General features: G+C 68.8%; 27 protein-coding genes. 14 read left to right on the top strand and 13 right to left on the bottom strand.

Annotated elements, in window-relative coordinates; all coding sequences use genetic code 11:
- Positions 1–5: 5 nt before the first annotated feature.
- Positions 6–1265: a glutamate-5-semialdehyde dehydrogenase gene (locus ASG07_RS15905; RefSeq protein ID WP_055849189.1), complete on the bottom strand. Its 1260-nt coding sequence runs from the start codon at positions 1263–1265 to the stop codon at positions 6–8.
- 64 nt (positions 1266–1329) lie between these two features.
- Here ASG07_RS15905 and ASG07_RS15900 point away from each other — a divergent pair, with 64 nt between their 5' ends.
- Together ASG07_RS15900 and ASG07_RS15895 are read left to right on the top strand one after the other, a co-directional pair.
- Entirely contained in the window at positions 1330–2415 is a 1086-nt protein-coding gene (locus ASG07_RS15900) for a DUF3667 domain-containing protein (RefSeq protein ID WP_055849186.1), read from the top strand.
- Between the two features lie 59 nt (positions 2416–2474).
- Positions 2475–3536, top strand: a complete 1062-nt coding sequence (locus ASG07_RS15895; RefSeq protein WP_055849182.1) for a DUF5694 domain-containing protein — start codon at positions 2475–2477, stop codon at positions 3534–3536.
- Positions 3537–3660: 124 nt separating this feature from the next.
- On the opposite strand, the gene ASG07_RS15890 is transcribed toward ASG07_RS15895, so the two are convergent.
- From ASG07_RS15890 to ASG07_RS15865, 6 genes are all read right to left on the bottom strand, one after another.
- Complete coding sequence (locus tag ASG07_RS15890; RefSeq protein WP_236694747.1) at positions 3661–4041, bottom strand: hypothetical protein; 381 nt, start codon at positions 4039–4041, stop codon at positions 3661–3663.
- Positions 4042–4108: 67 nt separating this feature from the next.
- A complete protein-coding gene (locus ASG07_RS15885; protein ID WP_055849179.1) occupies positions 4109–4894 on the bottom strand; it encodes a MipA/OmpV family protein in 786 nt (261 codons plus the stop codon).
- A gap of 80 nt (positions 4895–4974) precedes the next feature.
- A complete protein-coding gene (locus ASG07_RS15880; RefSeq protein WP_236694746.1) occupies positions 4975–6018 on the bottom strand; it encodes an MlaA family lipoprotein in 1044 nt (347 codons plus the stop codon).
- 139 nt (positions 6019–6157) lie between these two features.
- Positions 6158–6367, bottom strand: a complete 210-nt coding sequence (locus ASG07_RS15875) for a hypothetical protein (protein ID WP_055849174.1) — start codon at positions 6365–6367, stop codon at positions 6158–6160.
- A gap of 83 nt (positions 6368–6450) precedes the next feature.
- The gene (serA, locus tag ASG07_RS15870; RefSeq protein WP_055849171.1) at positions 6451–8028 is read right to left on the bottom strand and encodes a phosphoglycerate dehydrogenase; all 1578 of its coding nucleotides are present in this window, start codon (positions 8026–8028) and stop codon (positions 6451–6453) included.
- A 93-nt stretch (positions 8029–8121) separates the two neighbouring features.
- The gene (locus ASG07_RS15865; protein ID WP_055849168.1) at positions 8122–9276 is read right to left on the bottom strand and encodes a phosphoserine transaminase; all 1155 of its coding nucleotides are present in this window, start codon (positions 9274–9276) and stop codon (positions 8122–8124) included.
- Positions 9277–9472: 196 nt separating this feature from the next.
- On the opposite strand from ASG07_RS15865, the gene ASG07_RS15860 reads away from it, so the two are divergent.
- The 4 genes from ASG07_RS15860 to ASG07_RS15845 all read left to right on the top strand — a co-directional run bounded on the left by ASG07_RS15860 (position 9473) and on the right by ASG07_RS15845 (position 11862).
- Positions 9473–9982: a DUF2975 domain-containing protein gene (locus ASG07_RS15860; RefSeq protein ID WP_082474871.1), complete on the top strand. Its 510-nt coding sequence runs from the start codon at positions 9473–9475 to the stop codon at positions 9980–9982.
- Positions 9982–10191 carry a helix-turn-helix domain-containing protein gene (locus ASG07_RS15855; protein WP_055849161.1) on the top strand — a complete coding sequence of 70 codons (210 nt, stop codon included), beginning with the start codon at positions 9982–9984 and terminating at the stop codon, positions 10189–10191. The genes ASG07_RS15860 and ASG07_RS15855 overlap by 1 nt, the downstream gene beginning before the upstream one ends.
- A 135-nt stretch (positions 10192–10326) precedes the next feature.
- Positions 10327–10965 (top strand): extensin-like domain-containing protein, encoded by a 639-nt coding sequence (locus ASG07_RS15850; protein WP_055849157.1) that lies wholly within the window; start codon positions 10327–10329, stop codon positions 10963–10965.
- Positions 10966–10974: 9 nt separating this feature from the next.
- Positions 10975–11862 carry a TIGR00730 family Rossman fold protein gene (locus tag ASG07_RS15845; RefSeq protein ID WP_055849154.1) on the top strand — a complete coding sequence of 296 codons (888 nt, stop codon included), beginning with the start codon at positions 10975–10977 and terminating at the stop codon, positions 11860–11862.
- A gap of 170 nt (positions 11863–12032) precedes the next feature.
- On the opposite strand, the gene ASG07_RS15840 is transcribed toward ASG07_RS15845, so the two are convergent.
- The gene (locus ASG07_RS15840) at positions 12033–12740 is read right to left on the bottom strand and encodes a c-type cytochrome (RefSeq protein WP_055849151.1); all 708 of its coding nucleotides are present in this window, start codon (positions 12738–12740) and stop codon (positions 12033–12035) included.
- Positions 12741–12839: 99 nt separating this feature from the next.
- Here ASG07_RS15840 and ASG07_RS15835 point away from each other — a divergent pair, with 99 nt between their 5' ends.
- Positions 12840–13730 carry a prephenate dehydratase gene (locus ASG07_RS15835; protein WP_055849148.1) on the top strand — a complete coding sequence of 297 codons (891 nt, stop codon included), beginning with the start codon at positions 12840–12842 and terminating at the stop codon, positions 13728–13730.
- Positions 13731–13814: 84 nt separating this feature from the next.
- On the top strand, positions 13815–14111 hold the full coding sequence (locus ASG07_RS15830; RefSeq protein ID WP_055849145.1) for a hypothetical protein: 297 nt from the start codon (positions 13815–13817) through the stop codon (positions 14109–14111).
- A gap of 71 nt (positions 14112–14182) precedes the next feature.
- On the opposite strand, the gene nudC is transcribed toward ASG07_RS15830, so the two are convergent.
- From nudC to ASG07_RS15815, 3 genes are read right to left on the bottom strand one after another with little or no spacing between them, the layout of a single operon-like run.
- Positions 14183–15055 carry an NAD(+) diphosphatase gene (nudC, locus tag ASG07_RS15825; RefSeq protein WP_443024615.1) on the bottom strand — a complete coding sequence of 291 codons (873 nt, stop codon included), beginning with the start codon at positions 15053–15055 and terminating at the stop codon, positions 14183–14185.
- An 11-nt stretch (positions 15056–15066) separates the two neighbouring features.
- Positions 15067–16377, bottom strand: coding sequence for a serine hydrolase domain-containing protein (locus ASG07_RS15820; protein ID WP_055849141.1), 1311 nt, complete (start codon positions 16375–16377; stop codon positions 15067–15069).
- The gene (locus ASG07_RS15815; protein ID WP_055849138.1) at positions 16374–17465 is read right to left on the bottom strand and encodes an A/G-specific adenine glycosylase; all 1092 of its coding nucleotides are present in this window, start codon (positions 17463–17465) and stop codon (positions 16374–16376) included. Before ASG07_RS15815 ends, ASG07_RS15820 begins: the two co-directional genes overlap by 4 nt.
- 26 nt (positions 17466–17491) lie before the next feature.
- On the opposite strand from ASG07_RS15815, the gene ASG07_RS15810 reads away from it, so the two are divergent.
- From ASG07_RS15810 to ASG07_RS15795, 4 genes are read left to right on the top strand one after another with little or no spacing between them, the layout of a single operon-like run.
- A complete protein-coding gene (locus ASG07_RS15810; RefSeq protein WP_236694745.1) occupies positions 17492–18007 on the top strand; it encodes a DUF721 domain-containing protein in 516 nt (171 codons plus the stop codon).
- Positions 18007–18669 carry a thioredoxin domain-containing protein gene (locus tag ASG07_RS15805; RefSeq protein WP_055849132.1) on the top strand — a complete coding sequence of 221 codons (663 nt, stop codon included), beginning with the start codon at positions 18007–18009 and terminating at the stop codon, positions 18667–18669. Before ASG07_RS15810 ends, ASG07_RS15805 begins: the two co-directional genes overlap by 1 nt.
- A 9-nt stretch (positions 18670–18678) precedes the next feature.
- Complete coding sequence (locus ASG07_RS15800) at positions 18679–19404, top strand: DsbA family protein (protein WP_055849129.1); 726 nt, start codon at positions 18679–18681, stop codon at positions 19402–19404.
- A 52-nt stretch (positions 19405–19456) separates the two neighbouring features.
- Complete coding sequence (locus ASG07_RS15795; RefSeq protein ID WP_055849126.1) at positions 19457–22846, top strand: chromosome segregation SMC family protein; 3390 nt, start codon at positions 19457–19459, stop codon at positions 22844–22846.
- A 171-nt stretch (positions 22847–23017) separates the two neighbouring features.
- On the opposite strand, the gene ASG07_RS15790 is transcribed toward ASG07_RS15795, so the two are convergent.
- Positions 23018–23761: an outer membrane protein gene (locus tag ASG07_RS15790; RefSeq protein WP_055849123.1), complete on the bottom strand. Its 744-nt coding sequence runs from the start codon at positions 23759–23761 to the stop codon at positions 23018–23020.
- 142 nt (positions 23762–23903) lie between these two features.
- On the opposite strand from ASG07_RS15790, the gene ASG07_RS15785 reads away from it, so the two are divergent.
- Together ASG07_RS15785 and ASG07_RS15780 are read left to right on the top strand one after the other, a co-directional pair.
- Positions 23904–24188, top strand: coding sequence for a CsbD family protein (locus tag ASG07_RS15785; RefSeq protein ID WP_055849119.1), 285 nt, complete (start codon positions 23904–23906; stop codon positions 24186–24188).
- Between the two features lie 113 nt (positions 24189–24301).
- Positions 24302–25549 (top strand): putative DNA modification/repair radical SAM protein, encoded by a 1248-nt coding sequence (locus ASG07_RS15780; protein ID WP_055849476.1) that lies wholly within the window; start codon positions 24302–24304, stop codon positions 25547–25549.
- Here the strand turns inward: ASG07_RS15780 and ASG07_RS15775 are convergent.
- On the bottom strand, positions 25497–26918 hold the full coding sequence (locus ASG07_RS15775) for an ArnT family glycosyltransferase (protein ID WP_055849116.1): 1422 nt from the start codon (positions 26916–26918) through the stop codon (positions 25497–25499). The genes ASG07_RS15780 and ASG07_RS15775 overlap by 53 nt on opposite strands.
- Between the last annotated feature and the right edge of the window lie 26 nt (positions 26919–26944).

Below are 26944 nucleotides of genomic sequence, written 5' to 3'. Positions count from 1 at the left end.
CCGCATCAACCGCGCACCTGCCCGGTGCCGCGCCCCAGCCATTTGTACGTCGTCAGCCCCTCCAGGGCGACCGGTCCGCGCGCGTGCAGCCGCCCGGTGGCGATGCCGATTTCCGCGCCCAGCCCGAACTCGCCGCCATCGGCGAACTGCGTCGACGCGTTCCACAGCACGATTGCCGAATCGACCTCCGCCAGAAAGCGCTCCGCGACCACTGCATCGCTCGCCACGATCGCGTCCGTATGGTGCGAGCCATGCGCGGCGATATGCGCCAGCGCCCCGTCCAGACCGTCGACCACCGCAACGGAGGCGATCGCGTCGAGATATTCGGTATCCCAGTCCTCCGCACTCGCCGCCGCCACGTCCGGCAGCGCCGCCCGGATCGCCGCGTCGCCGCGCACCTCGCACCCGCGCTCCGCCAGTGCCTCGACCAGCGGCGCGGCATGCGGCCAGCGCTGGTCGATCAGCAGCGTCTCCATCGCGCCGCAAATCCCCGTCCGCCGCATCTTGGCGTCCAGCACGATGCTGCGCGCCGTGTCGAACCCGGCGGAGGCGTCGACATAGACGTGGTTGATCCCGTCGAGATGCGCCAGCACCGGCACCCGCGCCTCCGCCTGCACGCGCGCGACGAGGCTCTTGCCACCGCGCGGCACGATCAGGTCGATCCAACCCGCCGCGGTCAGCATCGCGCCCACCGCCGCCCGGTCCGTCGTCGGCACCAGCTGCGCCGCGTCGCGCGGCAGACCCGCCGCCGCGAGCCCGTCGGCGAAGGCCGCATGCAGCGCGCGGTTGCTCGCCACCGCCTCCGACCCGCCGCGCAGGATCACGGCATTGCCGCTCATCACGCACAGGGCGGCGGCGTCGACCGTCACGTTCGGCCGGCTTTCGTAGATGATGCCGATCACCCCGATCGGCACCCGTACACGCGACAACACCAGCCCGTTCGGCCGCGTGCGCGTGTCGATCGTCTCGCCCACCGGATCGGGCAGGCCCGCCACCGCCTCGACGCTGTCGGCCACGCCGATCAGCCGCTGCTCATCCAGCCGCAACCGATCGAGCAGCGCCGGGGTCAGCCCCGCCGCCATCCCCCGCGCCATGTCCTCCGCATTGGCCGCGAGGATCGCCGGCACGGCATCGCGCAACGCCGCCGCCGCCGCCCGCAGACCTGCGCGCCGGTCCTCCTTCGGCAACCGCGCCAACACTCCGGCGGCGGCGCGTGCAGCGGCGCCCATGTCGGCGATCAGGGCGGCGGGATCGATGTCGGCCATGATCGTTCCGCTACCATGCCAAACCCCCTCGCGCCACCGCACGCACCGCGCTAGGCTCGCTCCCATGATGGGGGACCTGGCAGCAGCCGCGGGGGATGTGGCGACCGGCGCATTGTGGGCGCGCGCGGTGGAGCCGCATGCCGGTGAGCATGCGGACCACGGCGGTCATGGCGGCGCAGGCGGCCTCTGCCTGAATTGCGGCACGATACGTCTGGGCGATTTCTGCCACGCCTGCGGCCAGTCGTCGCACGTCCATCGCAGCTTCGGCGCGATCGGCCACGAGCTTGCGCACGGCGTCTTCCATTTCGAGGGCAAGATCTGGCGCACGCTGCCGATGCTGTTCTTCCGGCCGGGCGAACTCACCCGCCGCTACGCGCACGGCGAACGGGCGCGCTTCGTGTCGCCGCTGGCGCTGTTCCTGTTCATCATCTTCGTCCTGTTCACGATCCTCAGCATCATCGGCGCGCATCTGGAGGCGCCCCAGTTCGCGACCGGAGAAGGCAAGGCGTTCCAGACCAGACTCGAGAGCAAATACGCCGAACAGGGCGAGACGATCGCCGCCCTGACGCGGCAACGGACAACCGCGACCGACCCCGCGCGATCGTTGTTTCTCGACAGGCGGATCGCCGGCCTGAAGGAAGATCAAAGGGCGGTCGGATCGACCCTGTCGGTCATCAGGCGGGAGGGGGGTTCCTCGTTCGAGGATATTCACACCGGCTGGAAGCGGCTCGACAAGGGGCTGTCGAAGGCGATCGAGAACCCGAACCTGATCCTCTACAAGCTGCAATCCAACGCCTATAAGTTCGCGTGGGCGCTGATCCCGCTGTCGCTGCCGTTCATGTGGTCGCTCTTTCCGTTCAGCCGCCGCTTCACGATGTACGACCATGCGGTCTTCATCACCTACTCGCTGTGTTTCGTTAGTTTGATCGGCATGATCGTCAGCTTCGGGGCGATGGCCGGCATCCTGGCGGCGTGGCTTTGGGCGGCGGCCGGCATCGCCGTGCCGATCCACATGTACAAGCAATTGCGCGGCGCTTACGGTTGCAGCCGTTTCGGAGCAGCGATCCGGATGATCCTGCTCTTCGTCGGTGCGAACCTCGCGCTGATCGCCTTCGCGGCGTTGCTGGTGGGACTCGGGCTGGTCGGCTGACCCGGCATACGGCATGTCTCGACCGGGGCGCGCGAACGGCCCCTTGGGGGACGATCGATATGACACGCCGCATGCTGGCCGGGGCGATCACCCTGACCGCGATGCTCGTCGGCAGCGCCGACGCACAGACCCCCGCGTTCGATCCCCGGACGTGGAAACCGGACGTCGCCGGCCCGAAGACGCAGATCCTGGTGCTGGGCACGATGCACCTGTCGGGCCTGACCGACTTCCAGCCCGGCTGGATGTCCGCCGTCCTCGACAAGGTCGCCGCGTGGCGGCCGACGATCGTCACGATCGAGTCGCTGTCCGGCCAGCAATGCGACCTGCTGCGCCGCTATCCGCTGCTCTATCCGGGCGTCGCCGATACGTATTGCCGCTCGACCGATGCGGCGAAGAAGGCCACCGGCCTCGACGTTCCCGAGGCGTCCGGCCTCGTCGAGGCGATGCTGGCGACATGGCCTGCACAGCCGACCGCCGCCGCCCGCCGCCGCCTCGCCAGCCTGTTCCTCGCCGCCGACGATCCATCGTCCGCGCTGGTGCAGTGGCTCCGCCTGCCGGAAAACGAGCGCCGCGCCGCCGATGGTCTGGATGACGCTCTGGTCAAGCGGCTGACCGACCTGACGAAGAATCCGAACGAGAATTACCAGCTCGGTGCAGCCCTCGCCGTGCGCGCCGGTCTGGAGCGCGTCTACGCCGTCGACGATCACACATCCGATGCGGTGCAGAGCGAGGACCCCGCCTTCGGCACCGCGATCAAGGACATCTGGTCCGCCCCCAATCCGGTCGTAGAGGCCAGCAAGGCGCAACCCTATGCCGGCCCCGCGGACATGCTCGCCAGCTATCGCACGCTCAACACGCCCAAGATGCAGCAAGCGGCGATAAGGGCCGATTTCGGCCGCGCGATCCGCCACGTCAGCCCGCAGAATTGGGGTCGCCAGTATGTCGGCTGGTGGGAGGTGCGGAACCTGCGCATGGTCGGCAACATCCGCGCAACCTTCGCCGCCCATCCCGGCGCACGCGTGCTGTCGATCGTCGGGTCGTCGCACAAACCCTATTTCGACGCCTATCTCAACATGATGCACGAGGTGCAGCTGGCCGATGCGGAAGCGGTGCTGCGATAGGCGACGCCACTCCCGCATCGAAGCGTGCGAACACCGTCCGCCGTCACCCCGAACCTGTTCCGGGGTGACGATGTCCTGGAATCGAGCCGATCCCGAGCGGCTGGTTTTTCACGCTCCCGTCAGTTCATCCGCACGGATACCGCTTCGCCAGCACCCGCGCATAGCCGTCCTTCAACGGCTGCTTCTTCTCGGCCGGCGACAGCGCGTTCAGGCCGTCGAGCATCTTCATGATGCCGACCGACGATCCTTCGGGCACGCAGGCGATCGGCCGCTTGCCCGCCGCCCGGCGCGCCTCGTCCTCCGCGCGGAGCTGGCGCGTCGCGGCCTTCGCCTCGTCACGCAACGCGGCGAATTCGGGTGAGAGCATCGCGCCGATCCCCTGCGCCTTCAACGCGTCCGCCCGCGTCAGGAAGGTACCGACGCTGATCGCCGCCGACGCGGCGGACAGGGGCAGAACGGCCGCGGCGGCGGCGGCGGCGGCGGCGATAAGGACGACATGACGCATGATGCGGGACTCCGATGAATGCCGGCGCCTCTGGACCCGCCCGCCTGACTTCACCGTGAACCGCGAATCATCCCCCGAACGTATAGGTCAGGGCGAACCCGCCCGACATCTGGTTGCGCGAACCGAACCGTCGCACGATCGGCGATCGCGCCGGATCGTCGACCAGCCGGTCGTATTTGGCATAGGTCGATACGCCCCAGCGCGCCCCCAGATGCCGGACGAACCCGGCGGTGACGCCCGCCGCCTGCAAGCCGCCCTTCGCGTCGAACGCCGGCAGCCCCGTCGTCGCGGCCACCGCCGGCGCGACGCTGAAGAACGCGTCGTGGTACCGCCCGTCCGCGAACGTCACACGCGGGCCAATGGAAAAGAGCCAATCGTCGCCGTGCCGCGCGACATAGTCCCCGCCGACATTCGCGATCAGCCCCTTGTGACCGCCGAGCCCCTGACGCACTTCGGCGCGTAGCCGGATCTGGTCCGTCAGGGCATATTGCACGAAGCCGCCCGCCTCGACGGTGAAGCCCACCCTGGGCAAAGCGACACCGACGTCACGTGCGGTGCGGCTGCCCTCGAACCCCAGCGCCGGCCCGATCGCGAACCGCCCGCGCGTCAGCACCGCAAAGCCGGTACTCTCGTCCGGCGCCTCGAACGGCAACGACTCTGCGCCGCGCGCGCTGACGACATCGACGAACGGGCGCAGGCTGACGCCATCCGCGCCAGGATAGCTCGGGACCAGTTGCGGCCCCAACCCGACACGGGTCCGGCGCGGTGCCTCCTGCGCGCTCGCTGCCCCCGCACTCACGAACAGGGCGATGATTGCGACGATCGCGGGCGAGCGGAGGCGCGGGGCTGTCATGCGCCGCACCGTAGTGCGGGATGTTACGTTGCCAAGCTAAAGTGAGGGAAGCGCCAACGGGAACGTCGCACCCGGCGCTCTCAGCGATCGACCGGCACAAGCCCCGGGTCGACCGGAGCGGCCGCAGGAGGTGAAACGGCCGGCTCAACCGGCACCGGTTCGACCGGCGCTGGGGGGTCCACCGCATCCGATCGCGGCCGGACGCGGATCGGTGCGGTCGGGGCTTCCGTCATCCCGCCCACGCTGCCCGTGCTGCGCCCCTTCAGCCGGTCGATCTCCGCCTGCCGCCGCTGGAGATAGAAATCGCGGCTGTTGACGTAGGGGTCGCCACCCCTGTCGTGCAGTTGCACCAGCGTCTCGTCGAACTCCGCGCGGTGATCCAGCGCACCGAGCACGCCAGCCGGGATCGCGAACTTCGGATCGGTGACGCCCTGCCCGAGCGTGACCGGCAGCACGATCCGGTCGATCGCCCCGCCGAACAGGTCGCGCACCGTCGTCGGCCCGACCAGCGGCAGGAACATGAACGGCCCGTTCGGCACACCGTAGAAGCCCAGCGTGTTGGCGAAACCGTTGCTGCGCCGGGGCAGCTTGAACGGCTTGCGCTTCGCCATGTCGAACACGCCGATCACGCCGACCGTCGAGTTGATCGCGAACCGCCCCACCGTTTCCAGCGCCTTGCCGATCTTGTGCTGCAGCACGAAGTTCACGAACACCACCGGCTCGCGCAGATTGTAGAGAAAATTGTGGATGCCCCGCCGGATCGGGCTCGGCACCTTTTGCTTGTAGGCACGGGCGACCGGCCCGACGACCGCCTTGTCGACCGCCTCCGTCGCCTTGAACGCCTGTTCGTTGACCTTGCTCAGCGGATCGGGCGCTTCCCACGCACCGCGCCCCGTCACGACGATGTCCGGCTGCTGGATCGCCCCACCGCCGGCCGGCGCGGGCGGCACCGTCTGCGGCGTGGTCTGCTGGCCCGGCAGCGCGATGACGACGACCTCCGTCGCGATCACCGGCGTCGGCACCAGCGTCTCCGGCGCATCCCGGAGCAGCATCGCGCTCAACAACATCGCCGTGTTCACGACCAGCACGTCCGGCATTCCCCCTGCGCCAGTCGAACGCGCCACGACTCTCCGTCGCAACCGACTGCAATCGCGATCACTAGGCGGCAACCACGGCAAAGCCAAATGGTTCGCCGCCGCGCACTGGCCTTTACATGCCCGATCTTCGAAAACGGTTAACCGCGTCCGCGCTGCGCCCGTCGCGTCAGATGACTCCGGTCCGCGCCAGCCCGAACAAAATAACCGGCCACAGCACCGAATTGACGATGTCGGCGATCGTGTCCGGCAGCCGCCACGACCCCGTCCGCACCCGGTCGAATCCCTCGTTCACCAGTTCGGCGGCGACGGCCACGACCAACGGCCATACCGCCCCGACATCGCCCGCAACCGCGACGCCCACGACCCATATCAGCATGCCGACATGGACGTGGAGCGTCGCGTGATCCAGCCCGGTGCTCTTCGCCAGCCAGACCTTCGCGCGGTTGTGGAGCGAGTCGCTCAGAAGGCGAGGCCCATCGCGGTCTTTACGCCCGGCAGCGCCCTCAGCTTCGCGAGCAGCGCCGCCGACACCGGCTCGTCGACCGACAGCAGCAACACCGCCTCGCCGCCCGCTTGACGCCGGCCGAGATGGAAGGTGCCGATGTTGACCCCCTCCTCACCCAGCGCGGTGCCGAGCCGCCCGATAAAGCCCGGCGCGTCCTCGTTGACGACGTACAGCATCGGCCCGGCCAGATCGGCCTCGATCTTGATGCCGAACAGCTCGACGAGGCGCGGGGCCTGATCGCCGAACAGCGTGCCCGCCACCGACCGCTCGCCGTCGGCGGTCTTCACCGATACCCGCACCAGCGTGTGGTAATCGCCCTCGCGCTCGGTCCTGACCTCGCGCACCTCGATACCGCGGTCGCGCGCCAGCAGCGGCGCATTGACCATGTTCACCGTATCGGTCTGCGTCCGCAGGAACCCCGCCAGCGTCGCGCTGACCAGAGGCTTCTGGTTCAGCTCCGCCGCCGCACCCTCGCTGTGGATCGACAGACGCGGGATCGCACCGGTGGTCAGCTGCCCGACCAAGCTGCCCAGCTTTTCGGCCAGCTGCATGTACGGCTTCAGCTTGGGCGCTTCCTCCGCGGACAGCGACGGCATGTTGAGCGCGTTGGTAACGCCGCCCGAGACGAGGAAGTCGGCCATCTGCTCGGCGACCTGAATCGCGACGTTGACCTGCGCCTCCGTGGTCGACGCGCCCAGATGCGGCGTCGAGATGAAGTTGGGCGTGTTGAACAATGGCGACGCCTTGGCCGGCTCCTCCACGAACACGTCGAGCGCCGCGCCGCCGACCTGCCCCGAATCAAGCGCCGCCTTCAGCGCGACCTCGTCGACCAGTCCGCCGCGCGCGCAGTTGATGATCCGCACGCCCTTTTTGGTCTTGGCGATTGCCTCCGCCGACAGGATGTTGCGGGTGCTGTCGGTCAGCGGCGTGTGCAGCGTGATGAAGTCGGCGCGCGCCAGCAACTCGTCCAGCGTCACCTTTTCGACGCCCATCTCCACCGCGCGCTCCGGCGTCAGAAACGGGTCGAAGGCGACGACCTTCATCTTCAGGCCACGCGCACGGTCGGCGACGATCGAGCCGATGTTGCCGGCCCCGATCAGGCCCAGCGTCTTCGACGTCAGCTCGACGCCCATGAAGCGGTTCTTCTCCCACTTGCCGGCCTGCGTCGAGGCATCCGCCTCCGGCAACTGCCGCGCGAGCGCGAACATCAGTGCGATGGCGTGTTCGGCGGTCGTGATCGAATTGCCGAACGGCGTGTTCATGACCACGACGCCCTTGGCCGACGCCGCCGGGATATCGACATTGTCGACACCGATGCCGGCGCGACCGACGACCTTCAGGTTCGTTGCATGATCGAGGATCGCCTTCGTCACCTTGGTCGAGGAACGAATGGCAAGCCCGTCATACTCGCCGATGATCGCCATCAGTTCTTCGGGCGTCTTGCCCGTGATCTCGTCGACCTCGACGCCGCGCTCGCGAAAGATCTGCGCGGCCTTGGGGTCCATCTTGTCGCTGATAAGTACTTTAGGCATGTGAAATCCTTCCGTTCGCCCCGAGCGCAGTCGAAGGGCGTGGGTCCGGAAACGTGCGTCGACTGCGCTCGGCACGAACGATATGTGAGAAGATCAGCCCGCCTTGACGGTCGCGTAGGCCCAGTCGAGCCACGGCCCGAGCGCGACGATGTCGGCGGTGTCGACGGTCGCCCCGCACCAGATGCGCAGGCCCGGCGGCGCGTCACGGTAACCGGCGACGTCGAAGGCCGCGCCTTCCTTTTCCAGCAGCGACGCCATCGCCTTGATGAACGCCTCGTCGGCGCCGTCGACGGTCAGGCAGACGCTGGTCTTCGATCGGCTGGCCGGATCGGCGGCGAGATGGCCCAGCCAGTCGCGCCCGGCGACGATCGCATCCAGCGCGGCGGCGTTCGCGTCCGACCGCGCGATCAGCCCGTCCGCGCCCAGATTTTTGGCCCATTCCAGAGCGAAGATCGCGTCCTCGACCGCCAGCATCGACGGCGTGTTGATCGTCTCGCCCTTGAACACGCCCTCGGCCAGCTTGCCCTTCGACACGAGGCGGAAAACCTTGGGCAGCGGCCAGGCGGGGGTGTAGCTCTCCAGCCGCTCGACCGCGCGGGGCCCTAGGATCAGGACGCCGTGCGCGCCTTCGCCGCCCAGCACCTTCTGCCAGCTGAACGTTGCGACATCGATCTTCGCCCAGTCGATGTCATAAGCGAATACGCCCGACGTCGCGTCGGCGAAGCTCAGCCCCTCGCGGTCGTCCGGGATGAAGTCCGCATTCGGGACGCGTACGCCGCTGGTGGTGCCGTTCCAGGTGAACAGCACGTCCGTCGACCAGTCGATCTGCGTCAGGTCTGGCAGTTGGCCGTAATCGGCGCGGATGACGGTCGGGTCGATCCTGAGCTGCTTGACGGCATCCGTCACCCAGCCCTCACCGAAGCTCTCCCATGCCAGCGTCGTGACCGGGCGCGCGCCCAGCATCGTCCACATCGCCATCTCGAACGCGCCGGTGTCGGAACCGGGGACGATGCCGATGCGGTGGGTGTCGGGGAGCTTCAGCGCGGCGCGCATCAAGTCGATGCAATATTGCAGCCGCTGCTTGCCGATCTTCGACCGGTGCGAACGGCCCAGCGATGCGGTGGCCAGCTTGGCGGCGTCCCAACCCGGAGGCTTGGCGCAAGGGCCGGAGCTGAAGAAAGGGCGAGCCGGCTTTTCAGCGGGCTTCGGCGCACCCCGAACGTCGGGAGCGGTCACGATATCCGTCAATGTATCTCTCCTCACAGAGAGCACGCGCCGCGTTGGGGCGGCGTGGCCCGCCGACGGCCCTAGCGGCGATCGGCGAGGTGTCAACGCTATCTCCAACGACGCCCCGTCAGATATATCGATCTTCAATAATTAGACTTATTGACAATCAATATATCTATATCGATATTCAATCTATCCGCAGAGAGGGAGATTATTGATGGCTACCCGTTTCACCCATTGTCTCAGCGGCTTGCTGTATAGCCTGTTGATAGCGGTCCTGTGTTTTGTCGCCGTCATCATTATCGCCTCGATCGTCATCGTGGTCGGGGACCGGGTCGCACCCGGCCTGTTCGGAACCGTCCATGTCCGTTCGGCGGCGATCGACCTCCGGCAACCGGGCGCTGCCCCGGCGTTGATCGGGGTCATGATTCTGGCGCTGGCGCTAGCTGCCGGCGCATTGCTGCCGCTGATCGCCATGCTGCGCAGCACGATGGCGGGCGATCCCTTCACGCCTGCCAATGTCCGACGACTGCACATCATCGCCGGCATCATCGCGACCGCCTATGCGGCGCAGATGTTTTTACCTTTCGTCCTGCCGGCATCGGCGCTCGGCATGGTCGAGCCGCTCGGCGGCGGCGGGGTATTCGCGCTGCTGCTGACGCTGGTTCTGGCGGAAGTGTTCCGCGAAGGGGCAAGGCTGCGCGAGGAAAACGAGGGAACGATCTGATGGCGGTCGTCGTCCATCTCGACCGGCTGTTGCTCGACCGCCGCATGTCGCTGACCGAACTGGCGGGGAAGGTCGACCTGACGCTCGCCAACCTGTCGATCCTGAAGACGGGCAAGGCGAAGGCGATCCGCTTTTCCACGCTGGAGGCGATCTGCAGGGCGCTGGACTGTCAACCGGGCGACCTGCTGGCGCACATTGCCGAGGATTGATCGCGCGGAGGCGCGAGGCGACTTGCCTCCGCAGTTTCATATTTATGCGCGAACGCCTCTTCGTCGCACCACTGCGCAACCGCCATCGACCTCAAAGCAGGTGACAAGCGCGGCCGGGACGGCGACACGGGTGGCGTGTTCCGGATCGCCGCTCTCATCCCGCTCCTGCTGGTCGCCGCATGCGGGCGGACGGAACGGCCGGGGCCGGCACGCGAACCGTCGCGGCCCTCGACACGGGAAACGGCGCAATGCCTCGTCGATCTGCGCCGCGAGGGCGTCGATTTCCGTGTCCTACCGGACAAGGATTACGGCAAGGGATGTGGGGTGTTCGGGGCGGTGCAGTTGACCGACATCGGCGTGCCCGTGACCGGGATCACCGCCATGCGCTGCGGCACCGCGCGCGCCTTTGCCGGCTGGATCAGGAATGCGGTCGCCCCCGGCGCATACCAGATGCTCGGGTCGGAACTGGTGCGCGTCGAGGGCATGGGCACCTATGCCTGCCGCAACGTCGTCGGCTCCACGCGTGGCGGCGACCGGCGATCCGGGCATGCCATCGCCAATGCGGTGGATGTCGGCAGCTTCGTGCTGAAGGACGGGCGGCGGATCAGCGTGCTGCGCGACTGGAACTCCGCCGACGAGGTCACGCGCAACTATCTGCGCCAGATGCGGGCATCCGCCTGCCGGCGGTTCGGCACGGTGTTGTCCCCCGATTACAACGCCGCGCATGCCAACCATCTGCATCTGGAGGATGACGGCGCGCGCTTCTGCCGCTAATCGCAGGCGATGACCGATACCCGCGTACCGTCCCGCGTCTTCCCCCGTGCCAAGCAGGATGCGGAGAGCGCCGAAGCCGTCGTCCACACGCCGCAGACGCAGAGCCCCGCCTATAAACTCGCGTTCCAGGACATGGACTTCCTGTTGCGCGAGGACCTTCGCCCGGTGCGCTTTCAGCTCGAACTGCTGAAGGCGCAATTGCTGTTCGAGGAGGCAAAGATCGCCTCCACCTTCGTCTTCTACGGATCGGCGCGCATCCCGGAGCCGGCCAAGGCGCAGGCGATGCTGGACATGGCGACCGACGACAAGAGCCGGAAGATCGCCGAGCGGCTGGTCGACAAGAGTCGCTATTACGACATGGCGCGCGAGTTGGCGCAGATCACCAGCCGGCTGCCGCGCGACGAGGCGGGGCGGCGGCACTTCGTCGTATGCTCGGGTGGCGGACCGTCGATCATGGAAGCCGCCAATCGCGGCGCCCACGATGTCGGCGCCGAGTCGGTCGGGCTGAATATCGTCCTGCCGCACGAGCAGGCACCGAACCCCTATGTCACCCCCGCCCTGTCGCTCCAGTTCCACTATTTCGCCCTGCGCAAGATGCACTTCCTGCTGCATGCCCGCGCGCTGGCGGCATTTCCGGGCGGGTTCGGGACCTTCGACGAGCTGTTCGAGCTGCTGACGCTGATCCAGACCGGCAAGATCGCGCCGATCCCTGTGCTGCTGGTCGGCCGCGCATTCTGGGAGAAGGTCGTGAACTTCGACGCGCTGGTCGAGGAAGGCGTCGTGTCGGAGCGCGACCTGTCGATCTTCACCTATGTGGAGACCGCCGAAGAGGCGTGGGACGTGGTCCGCAACTTCTACGAGGAGCGCGCGCGTCAGGAAGACGCCGCGAAAGCTTAGGCCGGGTTTGGTCCGACGCGACGTTTCGACGTGATCCGGTCCCGGCCCTTCTTCGCGGTAGCACGGTCCACCAAACCATTGGCTGCGTTTAGAACAGCGCCACCCCGAACATGACGAAGGCGCGCCCACCGACCGGTAGGCGCGCCTTCGTCATGTTCGGGAGCGACCGGTTATTCCGTCCGTGCGCCCTTGCGAGCCGCTTCCGGATCGATCGACGGGGCACCGCTGGCCGGCGTGCCGGTATTGCCGATGTCTGCGGTGTTGCCGCGCGCGCCGACTTCCTCGGCATTCTCACCCTTGGGCGCGACATCGCCTTCCGCCGGAGCGGCACCGGGCGCAGCCGCACCTGCCGCGGGCGCGGCGGGCAGCGGCAGGTTCGATCCCTGCTGGTTCAGGTACAGGATCACGTTCGCGCGGTCCTGCGCGTTGCCGAGACCCGCGAAAGTCATCTTGGTACCGTTGGCAAACTTGCGCGGGCTGGTCAGCCACGCGTTCATCTTGTCGAAATCCCATTTGCCACCGACCGACTTCAGCGCGTCGGAGAAGGCGAAGCCGCCCTTACCCTGCGCGATCGCCTCGCCCATCGTGGCGTACAGGTTCGGGCCGACCCCGTTCGCGCCGCCCTGGTTGATGGTGTGGCATGCGGCGCACTTCTTGAACACTTCCGCGCCCTTGGCGGCATCGGCGGTCGGCAGCAGCGACGCGATCGGCACCGCCGCGGCCTCGCCGCCGCCCGCTTCCTCGACGCCCTCGATCGCGTAGCCCATCTTTTCCGGGCGATGCCCCTCGAACAGCATGTTGCCGACGATCGCCGAGCCGAGCGCGACGATGCCTGCGCCCAGCGCCCATCCCGCGATCGTGTTGGTCTTCAGGTCCATCTTTTGCCCCAGAATATTTGGGTCGTCCTTAGGAAAGCCTAGCTCGGACCGCAAGCGGCGCTTGATCGCAAGCCCCCTGCCAGCCTAACGCCAGCGCCCATGCAGAGTTTCGCCGCCCCCGCCGAAGCGCTGGTCGCGGCGATGACCGCCGCCGCCGCCGCCGAACCCGAACGTGCCGTCGCCTTCCAGGGCGCACCCGGTGCCAACAGCCATGTCGCCGCGGTGCAGGCGTTCCCGGAGGGGCTACCGCTGCCCTGCTTCGATTTCGCCGATGCGATCGATGCGGTGAAGGAGGGACGCGCCGACTGCGCCGTCATCCCGATCGAGAATTCGCTGCACGGCCGCGTCGCCGACATGCACTTCCTGCTGCCCGAATCGGGGCTGGTCATCACCGGCGAGCATTTCCTGCCGATCCGCCACGCGCTGATGGCGCTGGGGCCGATCGACGATATTCGTCAGGCGATGAGCCATCCGCAGGCGCTGGGCCAGTGCCGCCACTGGCTGAAGGCGCGGCGGATCGAACCGATCGCCTATCCCGACACTGCCGGCGCGGCGGCCCGCGTCGCGGAACTGGGCGATGCTACGGTCGCCGCGCTCGCCCCGCCCGCCGCCGCCGCGCTGTACGGGCTGGGATTGCTGGCGACCGACATCGCCGATGCCGACCACAATATGACCCGGTTCGTGACGCTGGCACGGGGCGGGCGGCCGGCGAGCGGCGAGGGTCCGTGGATGACGACGCTGATCTTCGAGGTGAAGAACGTGCCCGCCGCGCTGTACAAGGCGATGGGCGGCTTCGCGACCAACGGCGTCAACATGACCAAGCTGGAAAGCTATCAGCGCGGCGGCAGCTTCGCCGCGACCGAGTTCATGGCCGATGTCGACGGGCGGCCGGGCGATGCGAATTTCGATCACGCGATCGAGGAGCTGGGTTTCCACAGCAAATGGCTGCGCGTGCTGGGCACCTATCGACAGGCCCGCGCCCGCGGCTGACGGCCCACTCGCCGGCTTGCTTGACGGTCACGCAACTTCGGTGTTCTTCCCGCATTATCAATGTGGTCCGAACCAGAGACGAGCATGTCGAACCCGAACTCCTCCGAAGATTCCTCCTTCCAGCACGACGCCAATCCCAGACCCGACGCGCAGGGTCAGGCGGCGCTGCTGTTGATCGAGAGCCTGATCCACAGCCTGATCGACAATGGCGCGCTGACCAAGGCGCAGGCGATCGAGGCGATCGAGAGCGCGAGCGAGGTGAAGGAGGAAAGCGCCAGCGAGAACAAGGAGTCGAAGACGGTGCTGCGCCGATCGCTGGCCCTGCTGGAGCAGATGCAGATCAGCATCGAGAGCAAAGAAGGTCGCTACGACACGGCGTGATGGGCGAATGGCGGTTCAGAGCCGCATGCCCAGTGACGGTTTACGCCTCTACGTTTGCAACAATCGTAGAATTACGACCCCGCGGGTGTCGCCTCTGCCCACGCCGACAGCAACGTATGGGCGATCGCATAGGCCGGCGGTGCAAGAAACGGCCCCTTCTCCCCGGCGAGGACCGCACGGACCTCGCCTCGCGACACCCAGATCGCGTCCTCCAGCTCGTTGGTGTCGAGCGTGATGCGGTCGTCCAGTGCGCGGGCGGTGCAGGCGATCATCAGCGATGACGGAAACGGCCAGGGCTGACTGGCGACATACCGCACGTCGGTGACGGCGATGCCCGCTTCCTCGCCGATTTCGCGCGCGACGGCTTCCTCGATCGATTCGCCGGGTTCGAGGAACCCCGCCAGCGCAGAGTAGCGGCCGGGTGGAAACGCCGGCTGGCGCCCCAGCAAGGCGCGGTCGTCATGCTCCGCGATCATGATGACGACGGGGTCGACGCGAGGGAAATGCTCCGTTCCGCAAGCCGGGCAGCCGCGGCCCCAGCCGGCGCGGAAAATGGCGGTCGGCGATCCGCAATTCGCGCAGAAGCCGTGCCGCGCGTGCCAGTCGAGCAGCGACCGTGCGCCGGCATAGGTCGCCGCCTCTCCGGGTACGAGGTCGTGCAGCGTGGCGATCAGGTCGAACGAGCGACCCTGCGCGCGTTCGCCGGTGATCGTCGCGAAATGCGGGACGCCGTAGCGATCGAGGCCGAGCAGCGCCAGTTCCGCACCGTCCGGCGGCAGCGCTGTCCAGGCGAGACGATCGCCGTCATAGGCCGGCGTATATCCCTCCAGCATCAGCAGCCGCGCCCGCGGATCGGCTTTCGCCGCCGCCAGCGCATCGATATCGTGGCGCAGCGCGTCGCCCCGATCCAGCGGGCCGCCGGTGAAGCCGATCATCTTCGTCATCACCCGATCGCTCACCGCGGCGGATTGCCGCCGTGGAGCCGCTGCATGTCCTGCAACAGCGCGCGCCCGACATCGTCCGCCAGCGGATAGGCGGTGCCGGGGAAGTAATTGACCATCACCGTCGCGCGGAAATTGCGGGCCGGATCGACCCATGCCAGCGTGCCCGCCGCACCGCCCCAGGCATAGGTGCCCTTGGACGAGCCGCCCGGCTTGTCGGTCAGCCGCACCGATCCGCCCGCGCCGTAACCCTGATCGCCCTCGAAGAAGACACCCGCCGGCAACAGGTTGGAGGTGGCGAGCGCCACCGTCTCCGGCTTCATCACCTGCACGCCGTCGACCGTGCCGCGGGCCGCAATCATGTGCAGGAACCGATCATAGTCTTGCGCCGACGAGACGAGGCCCGCACCGCCGTAAGGAAAGCTTGGCGGCGACAGGTAGATCGAGGTCGCGCCGGGATCGAGCGGCACGCGCTGCTGCCCGACGATCGTGTAGTTGGTGGCGAGGCGCGCACGGTCGCGGGTCGGCGCGTAGAAGCCGGTCGACGTCATCTTCAGCGGCGCGAAGATGCGCGTCTGGAGGAAGCGGTCGAAGGGCATCCCGCTGGCGACCTCGATGACGCGGCCGAGCACGTCGAGGCCGATCGAATAGCTCCACACCGTGCCGGGCTCCGCGATCAGCGGCACCGTCGCCACGCGATTCGCGAACTCCTCCAGCGATTTCGGACGGACCAGCTTCATCTTCTCTTCCGCCGCCGCATTGACCTCCAGCGGCAACAGGCCAAGCCGCTCATATTCGGCGAGCAGCGGCCCCTTCGCGACGATCGAATAGCTGAGGCCGGCGGTGTGCGTCAGCAGATGGCGGATCGTCATCGGCGTCGTCGCGGGCTTCGAGTCGAGACTGGCCTGCGGATTGGTCAGGACGCGCATCTTCGCGAAGGCGGGGATGTACTTCGAGACGGGATCGTCGAGCTTGAGCTTGCCGTCCTCGATCAGCAGCATCGCCGCCATGCCGGTGACCGGCTTGGTCATGGAATAGATGCGCCAGAGCGCCTGCGGATCGGCGGCATGGGCGGTCGGTTCGTCGGCGACGCGACCGGCCTGCACATAGACGGGCGGACGATCGCCGACCCCGAACGCACCGACGATGCCGGGCATCTTGTCGTCGCGGATATATCCGTCGAACAGCGCCTGCGTCGCGGTCAGCAGCGTGCGGCCGGCCGGTTGCGCAGGCGCCGACGAACCGGGCGTCGACTGCGGTGCGGCGATCTGCGCGGTGGATGGGGCGGACAAGGCAATCAACGGCAGCAGCAGCCAGGTCTTCATATCTCTCTCCCGATGACCGCCTCCGCGGCCTTTGATTCGATGACCGCCTCCGCGGACGTAGACTCGATGACCGCCTCCGCGGCCTTGGCGAACAGGGTGGGCAGGCCCGCCGCCGACAGATCGGCGATCGGCCACCACTCGCCGTCTTCCTGCGCCTCCCCGACGCCGACTGCCAGCGCCAATTCCAGATCGAAGTGCGTGAAACCGTGGCTAATCGTCACCGGCAGTATCCGCCAGTCGGTGACCGCCGGCGGGTCGGCCAGGGCCGGACGCTCGGTCGACCACGGCCCGGTCGGCAACGCGCGCATTCCGCCGAGCAGCCCCTTGGGCGGACGCCGGACGAGGCGGATGTCGCCCCCCTGTTCCAGCCAGAAGATCGTGCCGTATTTCCGGGGACGCGCGCGTCTGGCGGCTTTCACCGGCAGGCGCTCCGGCTGCCCTTGCGCGAAGCCGGCGCAATCGTCTCGGAGCGGGCAGAGCAGGCATTTCGGCGCGCGCACGGTGCACAGGCCGGAGCCGAGATCCATCATCGCCTGCGCGAAATCGCCGGCGCGCGCGTCGGGCGTGATCGTGTCGGCGGCGGCGCGGATCGCCGGACGGGCGGCGGGCAGCGGCGTCTCGATCGCGAACAGCCGCGCGACGACGCGCTCGACATTGGCATCGACCACCACCGCCCGCTCCCCGAACGCGATCGCAGCGACCGCGGCGGCGGTGTACGCGCCGAGGCCGGGCAGCGTGCGGAGTTGTGCCTCCGTGCCCGGAAACGCACCGCCATGATCCGCGACGACGGCCTTCGCCGCCTTCACCAGATTGCGCGCGCGGGCATAATAGCCAAGGCCGGCCCACGCCGCCATCACGTCCGCCTCGTCGGCCGCCGCGAGGCTGGCGAAGTCCGGCCAGCGCGCCACCCACGCCGCGAATCGGGGGCGGACCGCGGCGACCGTCGTCTGTTGCAGCATCACCTCCGAAAGCCAGACGCGGTAAGGGTCGGGCGCCTCGCCCGGCAGCGCGCGCCACGGCAGGATGCGGGCGTGCACATCGTACCACGCCAGAAGGTTTTCGGAGATCGAACTGCGCTTTGCGTCCACCGGATCGCTATGGCATGGCGGCGGACATGAGCAAGCGCATCCGCGCCCCCAAACCAGAACTCGTGCGGTCGAACCGGTCGCGTGCGGTGTCCGAGCTGTTGCCGGACATCGGCGGTGCCGCGTTCCGCAAGTTCGGCTTCGTCCAGTCGTCGATCGTCAGCCGCTGGCCGGAGATCGTCGGCGAACGGCTCGCCTCCGCCTCTGCGCCCGAGTCGATCCGCTTTCCGGTCGGCAAGAAGCAGGACGGTACGCTCACACTGACCGTGAAAGGCGCACATGCGGTGATGCTGCAGCATGTCGTGCCGGAGATCATCGAGCGGGTGAACCGCTTCTTCGGCCACGCCGCCGTCGCGCGCGTGCAGATCCGGCAGGGCGAGGTCATCGCCCCCGCCCCCCGCCGCACCGCACCGCCGTCGCTGAGGCCGGTGCCGGTCGAGATGGGCGAGGGGATCAAGGCGATCGCCGATCCCGAACTGCGCGCCGTTCTCGAATCCCTCGCCGCGGGCGTCGCTGCCAGCCGCGGCCTGCCCAAGGTGTCGTGATGCGCTGGTTCGCCGTTCTGCCGTTCGTATTGCTCGCCGCCGCCGTGCCGGCGCGCGACTGGGCGACCAACGTCACTGCAGGCGCGGACGGCGCGTGGACGATCGGCAACCCGGCGGCGCGTGTGAAGCTGACCGAATATGTCAGCTACACCTGCCCGCATTGCGGCCACTTCACCACCGAATCGACGCCGGTGCTGAAGAACCAGATGGTCCGGTCCGGGTCCACCAGCCTGACGATCCGGCATCTGGTGCGCGACGCGCTCGATCTGGCGGCGGTGACGATCGCGCGGTGCGGTGGCCCGGCGGGCTTTCCGGCGCGGCATGCGGCGATCTTCGCGGGTCAGGACACGTGGATGGCCACCGGCGAGACGTTCCTGCGCGCGAATGGCGAGGCGCTAGACAAGCTGGACAAGCCGACGGCGTTCCGGCGCATCGCCGATGGCGCGGGACTGACCGCGATCGGCAAGGCGAACGGGCTGACCGAGCGGCAGGTCGCGGCCTGCTTCGCGACGCAGGCGGCACTGGACTCGGTCGCCAAGCTCAACGCGTCGGTGCCCGCCGAGGTGCAGGGCACGCCCACTTTCTATGTCGACGGCACGCTGGTTCCCAATGTGGACTGGGCGAAGCTGGAACCCGTTCTGCGCGCCCGGGGCGCGAAATAGGAGTATCCCATGAAGCTCGCGTTCCTTCTTCCGCTCCTCGCACTGGCGGCCTGCTCGGGTCAGGGTAGCGGCGGCAATTCCACGAATGCCGCCCCCGTCGCCGCACAGGCCGCGCCGAACGGCAGCGACTGGACGCAGACGGTGGCGAAGACCGAGGAGGGCGTCGTCGTCGGCAATCCCGACGCGCCGATCAAGCTGGTCGAATACGGATCGCGGCTGTGCCCGGCGTGCAAGGGGCTGGCGGACGAGGCGTACACGCCGCTGATCGGCACGTACGTCAAGTCGGGCAAGGTCAGCTTCGAGTTTCGTGAGTTCCTGATCCACGGTGCGGCCGACCTGCCGCCGGCGCTGCTCGGCGCGTGCGGCGACACCGCGACCTTCTTCCCGGTGCTGGAGCAGATGTACGCCAATCAGGACGCCTTCGTCGCGAAATGGCAGGGCATGCCTGCCGACGCGCAGCAGCGGATCCAGGCTGCGCCACCCGCGCAGGCGATCCTGCTGTTCGCGGAGCAGATGGGCATCATCGACTTCATGAAGCAGCGCGGCCTGCCCGAGGCGAAGGCGCGTGCCTGCCTGACCGACATGGGCCGGATCGACGCGCTGACCAAGCAGACCCAGACCAAGGGGCAGGACGGCACCGTATCTGGCACGCCGACCCTGCTCATCAACGGCAACAAGGTGGACGGAATTACCTGGGAGTCGCTGGAGAAGGCTTTGAAGGCGGCGGGGGCGTAGAAAGCTAAGTCCTCCACGGTACGGGGAGGATTCAGGAGAAAAAGGCCACCGGATGCGGATCAAGAGGCTACGGCTGGCCGGTTTCAAGAGCTTCGTCGAGCCCGCCGACCTCATCATCCGCGAAGGGCTGACGGGGGTCGTCGGGCCGAACGGCTGCGGCAAATCCAACCTGCTGGAGGCGCTGCGCTGGGCGATGGGCGAGGGCAGCGCGAAGTCGCTGCGCGGCGCGGGCATGGACGACGTGATCTTCGCCGGCACCGCGACGCGCCCGCCCCGCGATTTCGCCGAGGTGTCGATCCTGCTCGACACCGCCGACGACAGCGAGACGGAGGTCGTCCGCCGGATCGAGCGCGGCGCGGGCTCCGCCTACCGGATCGACGGGCGGGACGTGCGCGCGAAGGATATCGGCCTGTTGTTCGCGGATGCCGCGACAGGCGCGCACTCGCCCGCGCTCGTCAGCCAGAACCGCATCGGCGCGGTGATCGCCGCCAGGCCCACCGACCGTCGCCAGATGCTGGAGGAAGCCGCCGGCGTCGCCGGGCTGCACGTCCGTCGCCGCGACGCGGAGATGCGGCTGCGCGCGACGGAGGCCAATCTGGCGCGTCTGGACGAAATACTGGCCGATCAGGGCGCGCGCGTCGCATCGCTCAGGCGGCAGGCGCGCGCGGCCGAGCGGTATCGCGACCTGTCCGACCGTATCCGTCTGGCGGAAGCGCGGATGATCTACGCCCGCTGGCGCGACGCGAAGGAGGCGGCGGATGCGGCGCTGACGGAGGCCGCGGCCTGCGAGGCGGCGGTGACGGAGGCGGCGAACGACGAGGCGACGGTGGCGGCGATCCGGCACGACGCGGCCGACCGCGTCTCCACGGCACGGGCGGCGGCGCTCACGGCGCGCGACCGGGCGAGCGAGGCCGGCCATGCGCTGGGGGCGCTGAGAACCGAGGCGACGAACGCAAGCCGTCGGCTGGCGGAGCTCGACGCGACGCTGGCAGGCATTGCCGACGATCGCGCCCGCGAGGGATCGCTGGCGACCGATGCGACGGCGGCGCTGGAGGTACTGGCGGCGGAGGGCAGGCGCCTCGACGCGGCGATCGGCGCGGCGGAAGAGCAGGCGCCGGTGCTGGAGGCCGCGTTATCGGAGGCGGAGCGCGCGGGTCGCGACGCTGAAGTGGCACTGGCGCAGGCGATGGCTGCGCGGGCGGGCGAGGCGGCGGAGGCGCGCGTCGCGACAGCCGCACTGGCGGCGGCGGCGGCCCGGCGCGATCGGGTCGCGCGCGAGGTGGCGGAGGTGACGGCGGCGCTGCGCGCGCTGCCGCCGGCGGGGCCGCTGGAGGCCGAACGAACCGCGGCGGCGGCACGGCGGGCCCGCTCCCTGACGCAGGCGGACGCGGCGCGGGATGCGATCGGGGCGGCGGAGATCGCGGAACGGGCCGCGCTTGCGAACCGCGACACCGCCGAGACGGCGCGGGCCGCGGCGCGCGCGGAACTGGCGGCGATCGACAGCGAAGCGACGGTGCTGGAGCGGGCAACGAAGCGGGCCGGGGCCGCGCGGCTGGTCGACCGGTGCAAGCCGGACGCGGGATACGAGCGTGCGCTGGCCGCGGCCCTGGGCGACGATCTGGAGGTCGGGCCGGAGGCGTGGACCGGCGCGGCGGTGCAGCCCGACGATCCCGCCCCGATCGCCGATGCGGCGGTGCTTGCGGATCATGTCGTCGCGCCCGAAGCGCTGGCGCGGCGGCTGGCGCAGGTCTTCGTGGTGGAGACGGACAACGGACAGACGCTGGCGGCCGGGCAGCGGCTGGTGACGCGGGCGGGGGCGCTGCGCCGCTGGGACGGGTTCCGCGCGGCGCAGGCCGGTGGCGCGACGGCGGAACGGCTGGAGCGGCTCACCCGGCTGGACATGCTGATCGCGGCGCGTCCCGCCGCGGTGCAGGCGGTGGCGACGAGCGACGCGGCGCGGGCGCAGGTGGATGCGGCGATGGCGGAGGCGCGCGCCGCGGCGGCGGACGCACGCGCGCGGCTGGCGCGGGTCGAGAACGAGGCGCGGGATGCGCAGCGTGCGGAGGACTCGGCCGCCGCGCAGGTGGAGCGGCTGGCCGGGCAGCGCACCGATCTCGACGCGCGGGCGGCGCGGCTGGCGGGCGATCATGACGCCGCCGAGGCGGATCGCGTGCGAGCGGAGGCCGCCGTCGCGGCGCTGCCGGACGGATCGGCGAGTGCTGCGCGCGCGGAGGCGCTGTCGCGGGAGGCCGGCGAGCGACGGCTGGCGGTCGCCGAAGCGCGGGCTGCGCGAACTTCGCTCGACCGGGCGGTGCTGGCGGATCGCGAGCGCCGGGCGGCGGCGCAGGCGGAGGTGAAATCGTGGCGGACGCGCGCGGGCGAGGCGGCGAAGCGGATCGCGGCGATGGCGGTGCGGGAGGCGACGATCCTTGCGGAACGTGATGCCCTCGCGCCCCGTCCCGCCCTGCTGGCGGCGCAGATCGCCGACATGGCGGCGGACCATGATGCCGCCCGCGTCGCGGTCGACGCACTGATCGCGGCGGAACACCACGCGGAGGCGACCCTGCTGGCGGCGGAGGCGCGGCACCGGGCGGCGGTCGAGACGCTGGGTCGGGCGCGGGAAGCACGCGCCGGTGCCCTAGCGCGGGTCGAGAACCAGGAACTGCGCCGGGTCGAGATGGGGCGGCTGTCCGGCGAGCGCTTCGGCTGTCCCGCGCCCGTACTGCCGGAGCGACTGACCTTCGCCGGCGCCGACGTGCGCTCGCCGGGCGAGGAATCGCGCGCGCACGAGAAATTGTCGGCGGAACGCGAGCGGATCGGGCCGGTGAACCTCGTCGCCGGGCGCGAGCTGGCGGAACTGGAATCGTCGGGCGCGACGATCGCCGCCGAGCGTGCGGAACTGGGCGAGGCGGTGACGGGCTTGCGCGGATCGATCCAGACGCTGAACCGCGAAGGCCGCCAGCGGCTGCGTGCCGCGTTCGAGGCGGTGGACGGGCATTTCCGGCGGCTGTTCGCGACACTGTTCGACGGGGGCACCGCGCATCTGGAGATGATCGATTCGGACGATCCGCTGGAGGCGGGGCTGGAGATCATGGCGCAGCCGCCCGGCAAGCGTCTGCAATCGCTGACCCTGTTGTCGGGCGGGGAGCAGGCGTTGACGGCGGTCGCGCTGATCTTCGCGCTGTTCCTGACCAATCCGGCACCGATCTGCGTGCTGGACGAGGTCGACGCGCCGCTGGACGATGCGAATATCGAGCGGTTCTGCGACCTGCTCGACCGGATGACGCAGGAAACGGCGACCCGCTATCTGATCGTCACGCACAACGCCGTGACGATGAGCAGGATGCACCGGCTGTTCGGCGTGACGATGATCGAACGCGGAGTCAGTCGGCTCGTGTCGGTCGATCTTCAGGCGGCGGAGACGCTGGTCGCAGCCGGGTGATATCGCCTGAATAAGGCGGCCGTGCCGCATTGCGGCAACATACCGACATAATACCGCAACGATCGGCGGCCAGAGGGATCGGGCCGGGCCTCCCCCCTGTGCCCGGCACCCGAACTACGGGGCAGTCGCGATCGCGCGGCTGCCCTTTTTTCTGGAAGCTGCCCTTTTCTTCTAGAAGTTGAAGCTCAGGCCGCCGACCGCGCTGTGGTTGCGGATGTTCAGGTCGATGCGGATGTCGCCGGTCGTCCCGGTATTGCCTGCGACCTCTCCGCCGATCCGCCCGGCGATCGCATCCGCGGCGACGCGGGTGTAGCGATACTCGGCGAACACCCCCAGCCAGCGCGTCAGCATCAGCTTCGCGCCCCCGCCCGCGCGCAGGCCCCAATTGCCGCCGATGTCGGCATCCGTAACGAGATAGGCCGGCCCGGCAAACGCATAGGGTTCGACGCCGCCGCCCGGGACGCGGACCATCGCCAGCGCCGCGAACGTCGCGGTCGTCGGCACGGTCAGGCGCGGGATGTCGACCGCCACCGACTCGCCGGGGTCGATCACGACCTCTTCGCCGAACAATTGCTCGTCGAGGCGGAGGTTGGCGGTGGCGCGGAGGGTCTGCCGCTTCACATCGGGATCGAGCGTCGCGGCATCGAGGGCGATGCCGAACGGTCCGAACCAGTGGCCGACGCGTGCGCCGTAGATGTCGGAGCGGGTCGGCTTCAGCGATTCGATTGCGATGCGCAGGTCCGCGGGCACGATCTGTCCGTTGATGCGCGCCTCGTTCGCGGTCAGCGTCGCCGCCGTCCGTTCGGGCCAGGACCGGCCGGCGAAGACGTCGACGAAGGTCTGCGCTCCGGCCTCCCCGGATATCGCGAGCCCGCCCGTCATCGCTGCGGCCAGCACAGCGCGCTTCGTTTTCATATCCGATCCCCCTGCCGACGATTTCATCCAAGTCGCGGGCGGACGGTAGGTTCCGGCCACGCGCGAACAGTCGTTGCGCCCGCGGCACTTTCCGGCGCGACGACCGTTCACGATCCGGCATTTCCAATCAGAAGGATCGATCATGAACGCGACCGCATTCGAAGGTGACACGCAGAAGCTGACCGGCAACGTCAAGGAAGTCGCGGGCGCCGCGCTAGGCAATGATTCGCTGCGCGGCGAGGGTGTCGCCGATCAGGTCGTCGGCACGGCCAAGCAGGCGGCCGGCGCCGCACGCGAGGCGATCGCCAATCCCGGCCCGGTGGTCGAGAAGGCGAAGAGCTTCGCCAAGGAGCGGCCTTACGCTGCCGCTGCGCTGATCGGCGTGGTCGGTCTGGCGATCCTCAACACGCTGCGCGGCAAGCGCTGACCCGTCGGAGGGGCGGGATCATTCCCGCCCCTTCGATAATCTGGGTTACTTCCTCCAGCTTACCTTCTCGCCACTGCTTGAACGCCCCCCTGCGAGAACGTATGTCGAACGCGATGGCGCAGCTCGATACCCGACAGAAGCTGGAAATCCTGGCCGATGCCGCGAAGTACGATGCGTCCTGTGCGTCGTCCGGAACGGCGAAACGGAACAGCCGCGACGGCAAGGGGATCGGTTCGACGGAAGGGCATGGCATCTGTCACGCCTATGCGCCGGACGGTCGCTGCATCTCGCTGCTGAAGATCCTGTTGACCAACAGCTGCATCTTCGACTGTCATTACTGCATCAACCGGAAGAGTTCGAACGTCCGCCGCGCGCGATTCACCGCGCAGGAGGTCGTCAATCTTACCCTCGCCTTCTACCGGCGCAATTATATCGAGGGCTTGTTCCTGTCGTCGGGGATCATCCGATCCTCCAACTATACGATGGAACAGATGGTCGAGGTCGCGCGGTCGCTGCGCGAAGATCATGGCTTTCGCGGCTATATCCATCTCAAGACGATACCGGATGCCGACCCCGAACTGGTGCATCAGGCGGGGCTGTATGCCGATCGCGTGTCGATCAACGTCGAATTGCCGACCGTCGGCGGACTGAAGCGGCTCGCTCCGGAAAAGGACGGCGTGCGGATCGAGAGCGCGATGCGTGACGTGAAGGCGTCGATCGCCGATTCGGACGATGCGCGGAAGAAATACAAGTCCGCGCCCCGCTTCGCGCCCGCCGGCCAGTCGACGCAGATGATCGTCGGCGCGGATTCGGCGACCGATGGCGACATCGTGACGCGGGCGTCGACCCTGTACGACCGGTTCGGACTGCGCCGCGTCTATTATTCGGCGTTCAGCCCGATCCCCGATGCGTCGTCGGTCCTGCCGCTGCAACGCCCGCCCCTGATGCGCGAACATCGGCTGTACCAGTCGGACTGGCTGATGCGCTTCTACGACTTCACGCCGGCGGAGGTGGTGTCCGCCGCGGACGCAGCGACGGGGATGCTGCCGCTCGACATCGATCCCAAGCTGGCCTGGGCGCTGAAGTTCCGCGACCGGTTTCCGGTCGACGTCAATCGTGCTCCGCGCGAGATGCTGCTGCGCGTCCCGGGACTGGGCGTGAAGGCAGTGAACGGTATTCTGACCAGCCGTCGCTGGCGACGGTTGCGGCTGGACGATATCGCGCGGCTGACGGTGTCGATCGCCAAGCTGCGGCCGTTCATCATCGCGGAGGACTGGCGGCCGGTGGTGCTGGCCGATCGTGCCGAGATCAGGCCACTGGTCGCGCCGAAGCGGCAGCAGCTGGAACTGTTCGCCGCCTGAGATACGCGGCGGCACCGGCGGCAAGCGTCAGGAGCAGGAACGGCGTCACGACATCGCGGTGCCGCTCGTCGAATTCGAACCAGACGTCGACCAGCAGCATGTGCGCCAGCGCGGCGACCAGAAATGCCGACGGTGCGCGGCGGTCGAACCGGAGCGCCGCCGCCGTCAGGGCGAGGGCGGTCGTCTGCGCCGCCTGCGCGAACGGCAGCAGCGCGGCAGTGGCGACAGGCGCGATCGGCGGCTGCATCGCGGCGAGGCGCGACACGCCGCTTTGCGCGAGACCGAGAGCACGGATCGCCTTGGCGGCGGTCAGTCGGACGAAATCCGCGGGATGCGTCATGATCCACTCTCGCGCCATCGCTCCGGCGGCGTGCCCCACTTCCAGCTCCGGCAACCCCCGCAACGACGCGGGATACTGCATCCAGCGCCCTGTCGCCGCCGGATTGTTGCCGATCCAGAGGCTGAGGCCGGACACGCTGGTCAGCGGAACGAACCCGCCGAACAGCGCGACATTGCGGAGCCACCACGGCAGCATCGTCACGGCGGCGATAGCAGCGGCCGGAATCCCCACCGTCAGCATCCGCCGCCAGCCGATCCGAAACCCGGCCGCCAGCCCGAACGCGAGCGCCAGCGGTGCCCAGCCCGGCTGCGTCAGCGCGAGCAGCCCGGTCGGGATACCGATCGCCGCCGCGCGCCGCCACGCCGGGGTCTTGCCCGCGTCGTACCACGCCACCGCGAGCATGACGGCGAGCAGCACGCCCAACCCCTCCTTCTGCGCAAGTGGCGCGGAAAACAGCGTTGCCGGCCAGATCAGATAGAGAGCCGCCGCCGCGATCCCGACGCGCCGATCGGCGATGCGCCCGCCGAGCCGTACGATCGTTGCGCCGACCAGCAGGTCGATCGCGGTAGACAGGACGGTCAGCGACGCCGTGGAAAACCCCGCGACCCACCCCCATCCCGCCAGCACCAGCGGATAGAGCGGCGGATAGAAGGCGCAGACATCGATATCAAGCCACCGGTCGTGGATCGTCAGCCCCCGACCGGCGAGCAGGTGCTGGGCCAGATCGATATAGACTTGGGAATCACCCGGAGAGGTCCGGTTCGCGACCAACAGGGCGCTGCCTGTTCTCAGGCCGATCGCGGCGACGCCGAACATCGCCCAGCCGAGCCACGACGGCGCCCGGACTGCGCGGGGCAGCACGCCGCCGCCCAGCGCCGCCCAGCCACCGAACAGTACGACACCCCATACCGACGCGCCCCAGCGATCGATCAGGGCGGGCGTCGAGAACACGCCGTAAGCGGCGGCAAGCAACAGCAGCGCCGCCGACGCGTTGATCGGCCATGGGATGCGGACGGATCGCGGCGTCATCCGGGAGCGGCGTAAAGGCCGCGGCT

Source organism: Sphingomonas sp. Leaf343, assembly GCF_001423765.1.
In the GTDB taxonomy this organism is placed as follows: Bacteria; Pseudomonadota; Alphaproteobacteria; order Sphingomonadales; family Sphingomonadaceae; genus Sphingomonas.
Note: the sequence above shows the minus strand (reverse complement) of the source record. Positions and strands in the feature narration are given on the sequence as shown.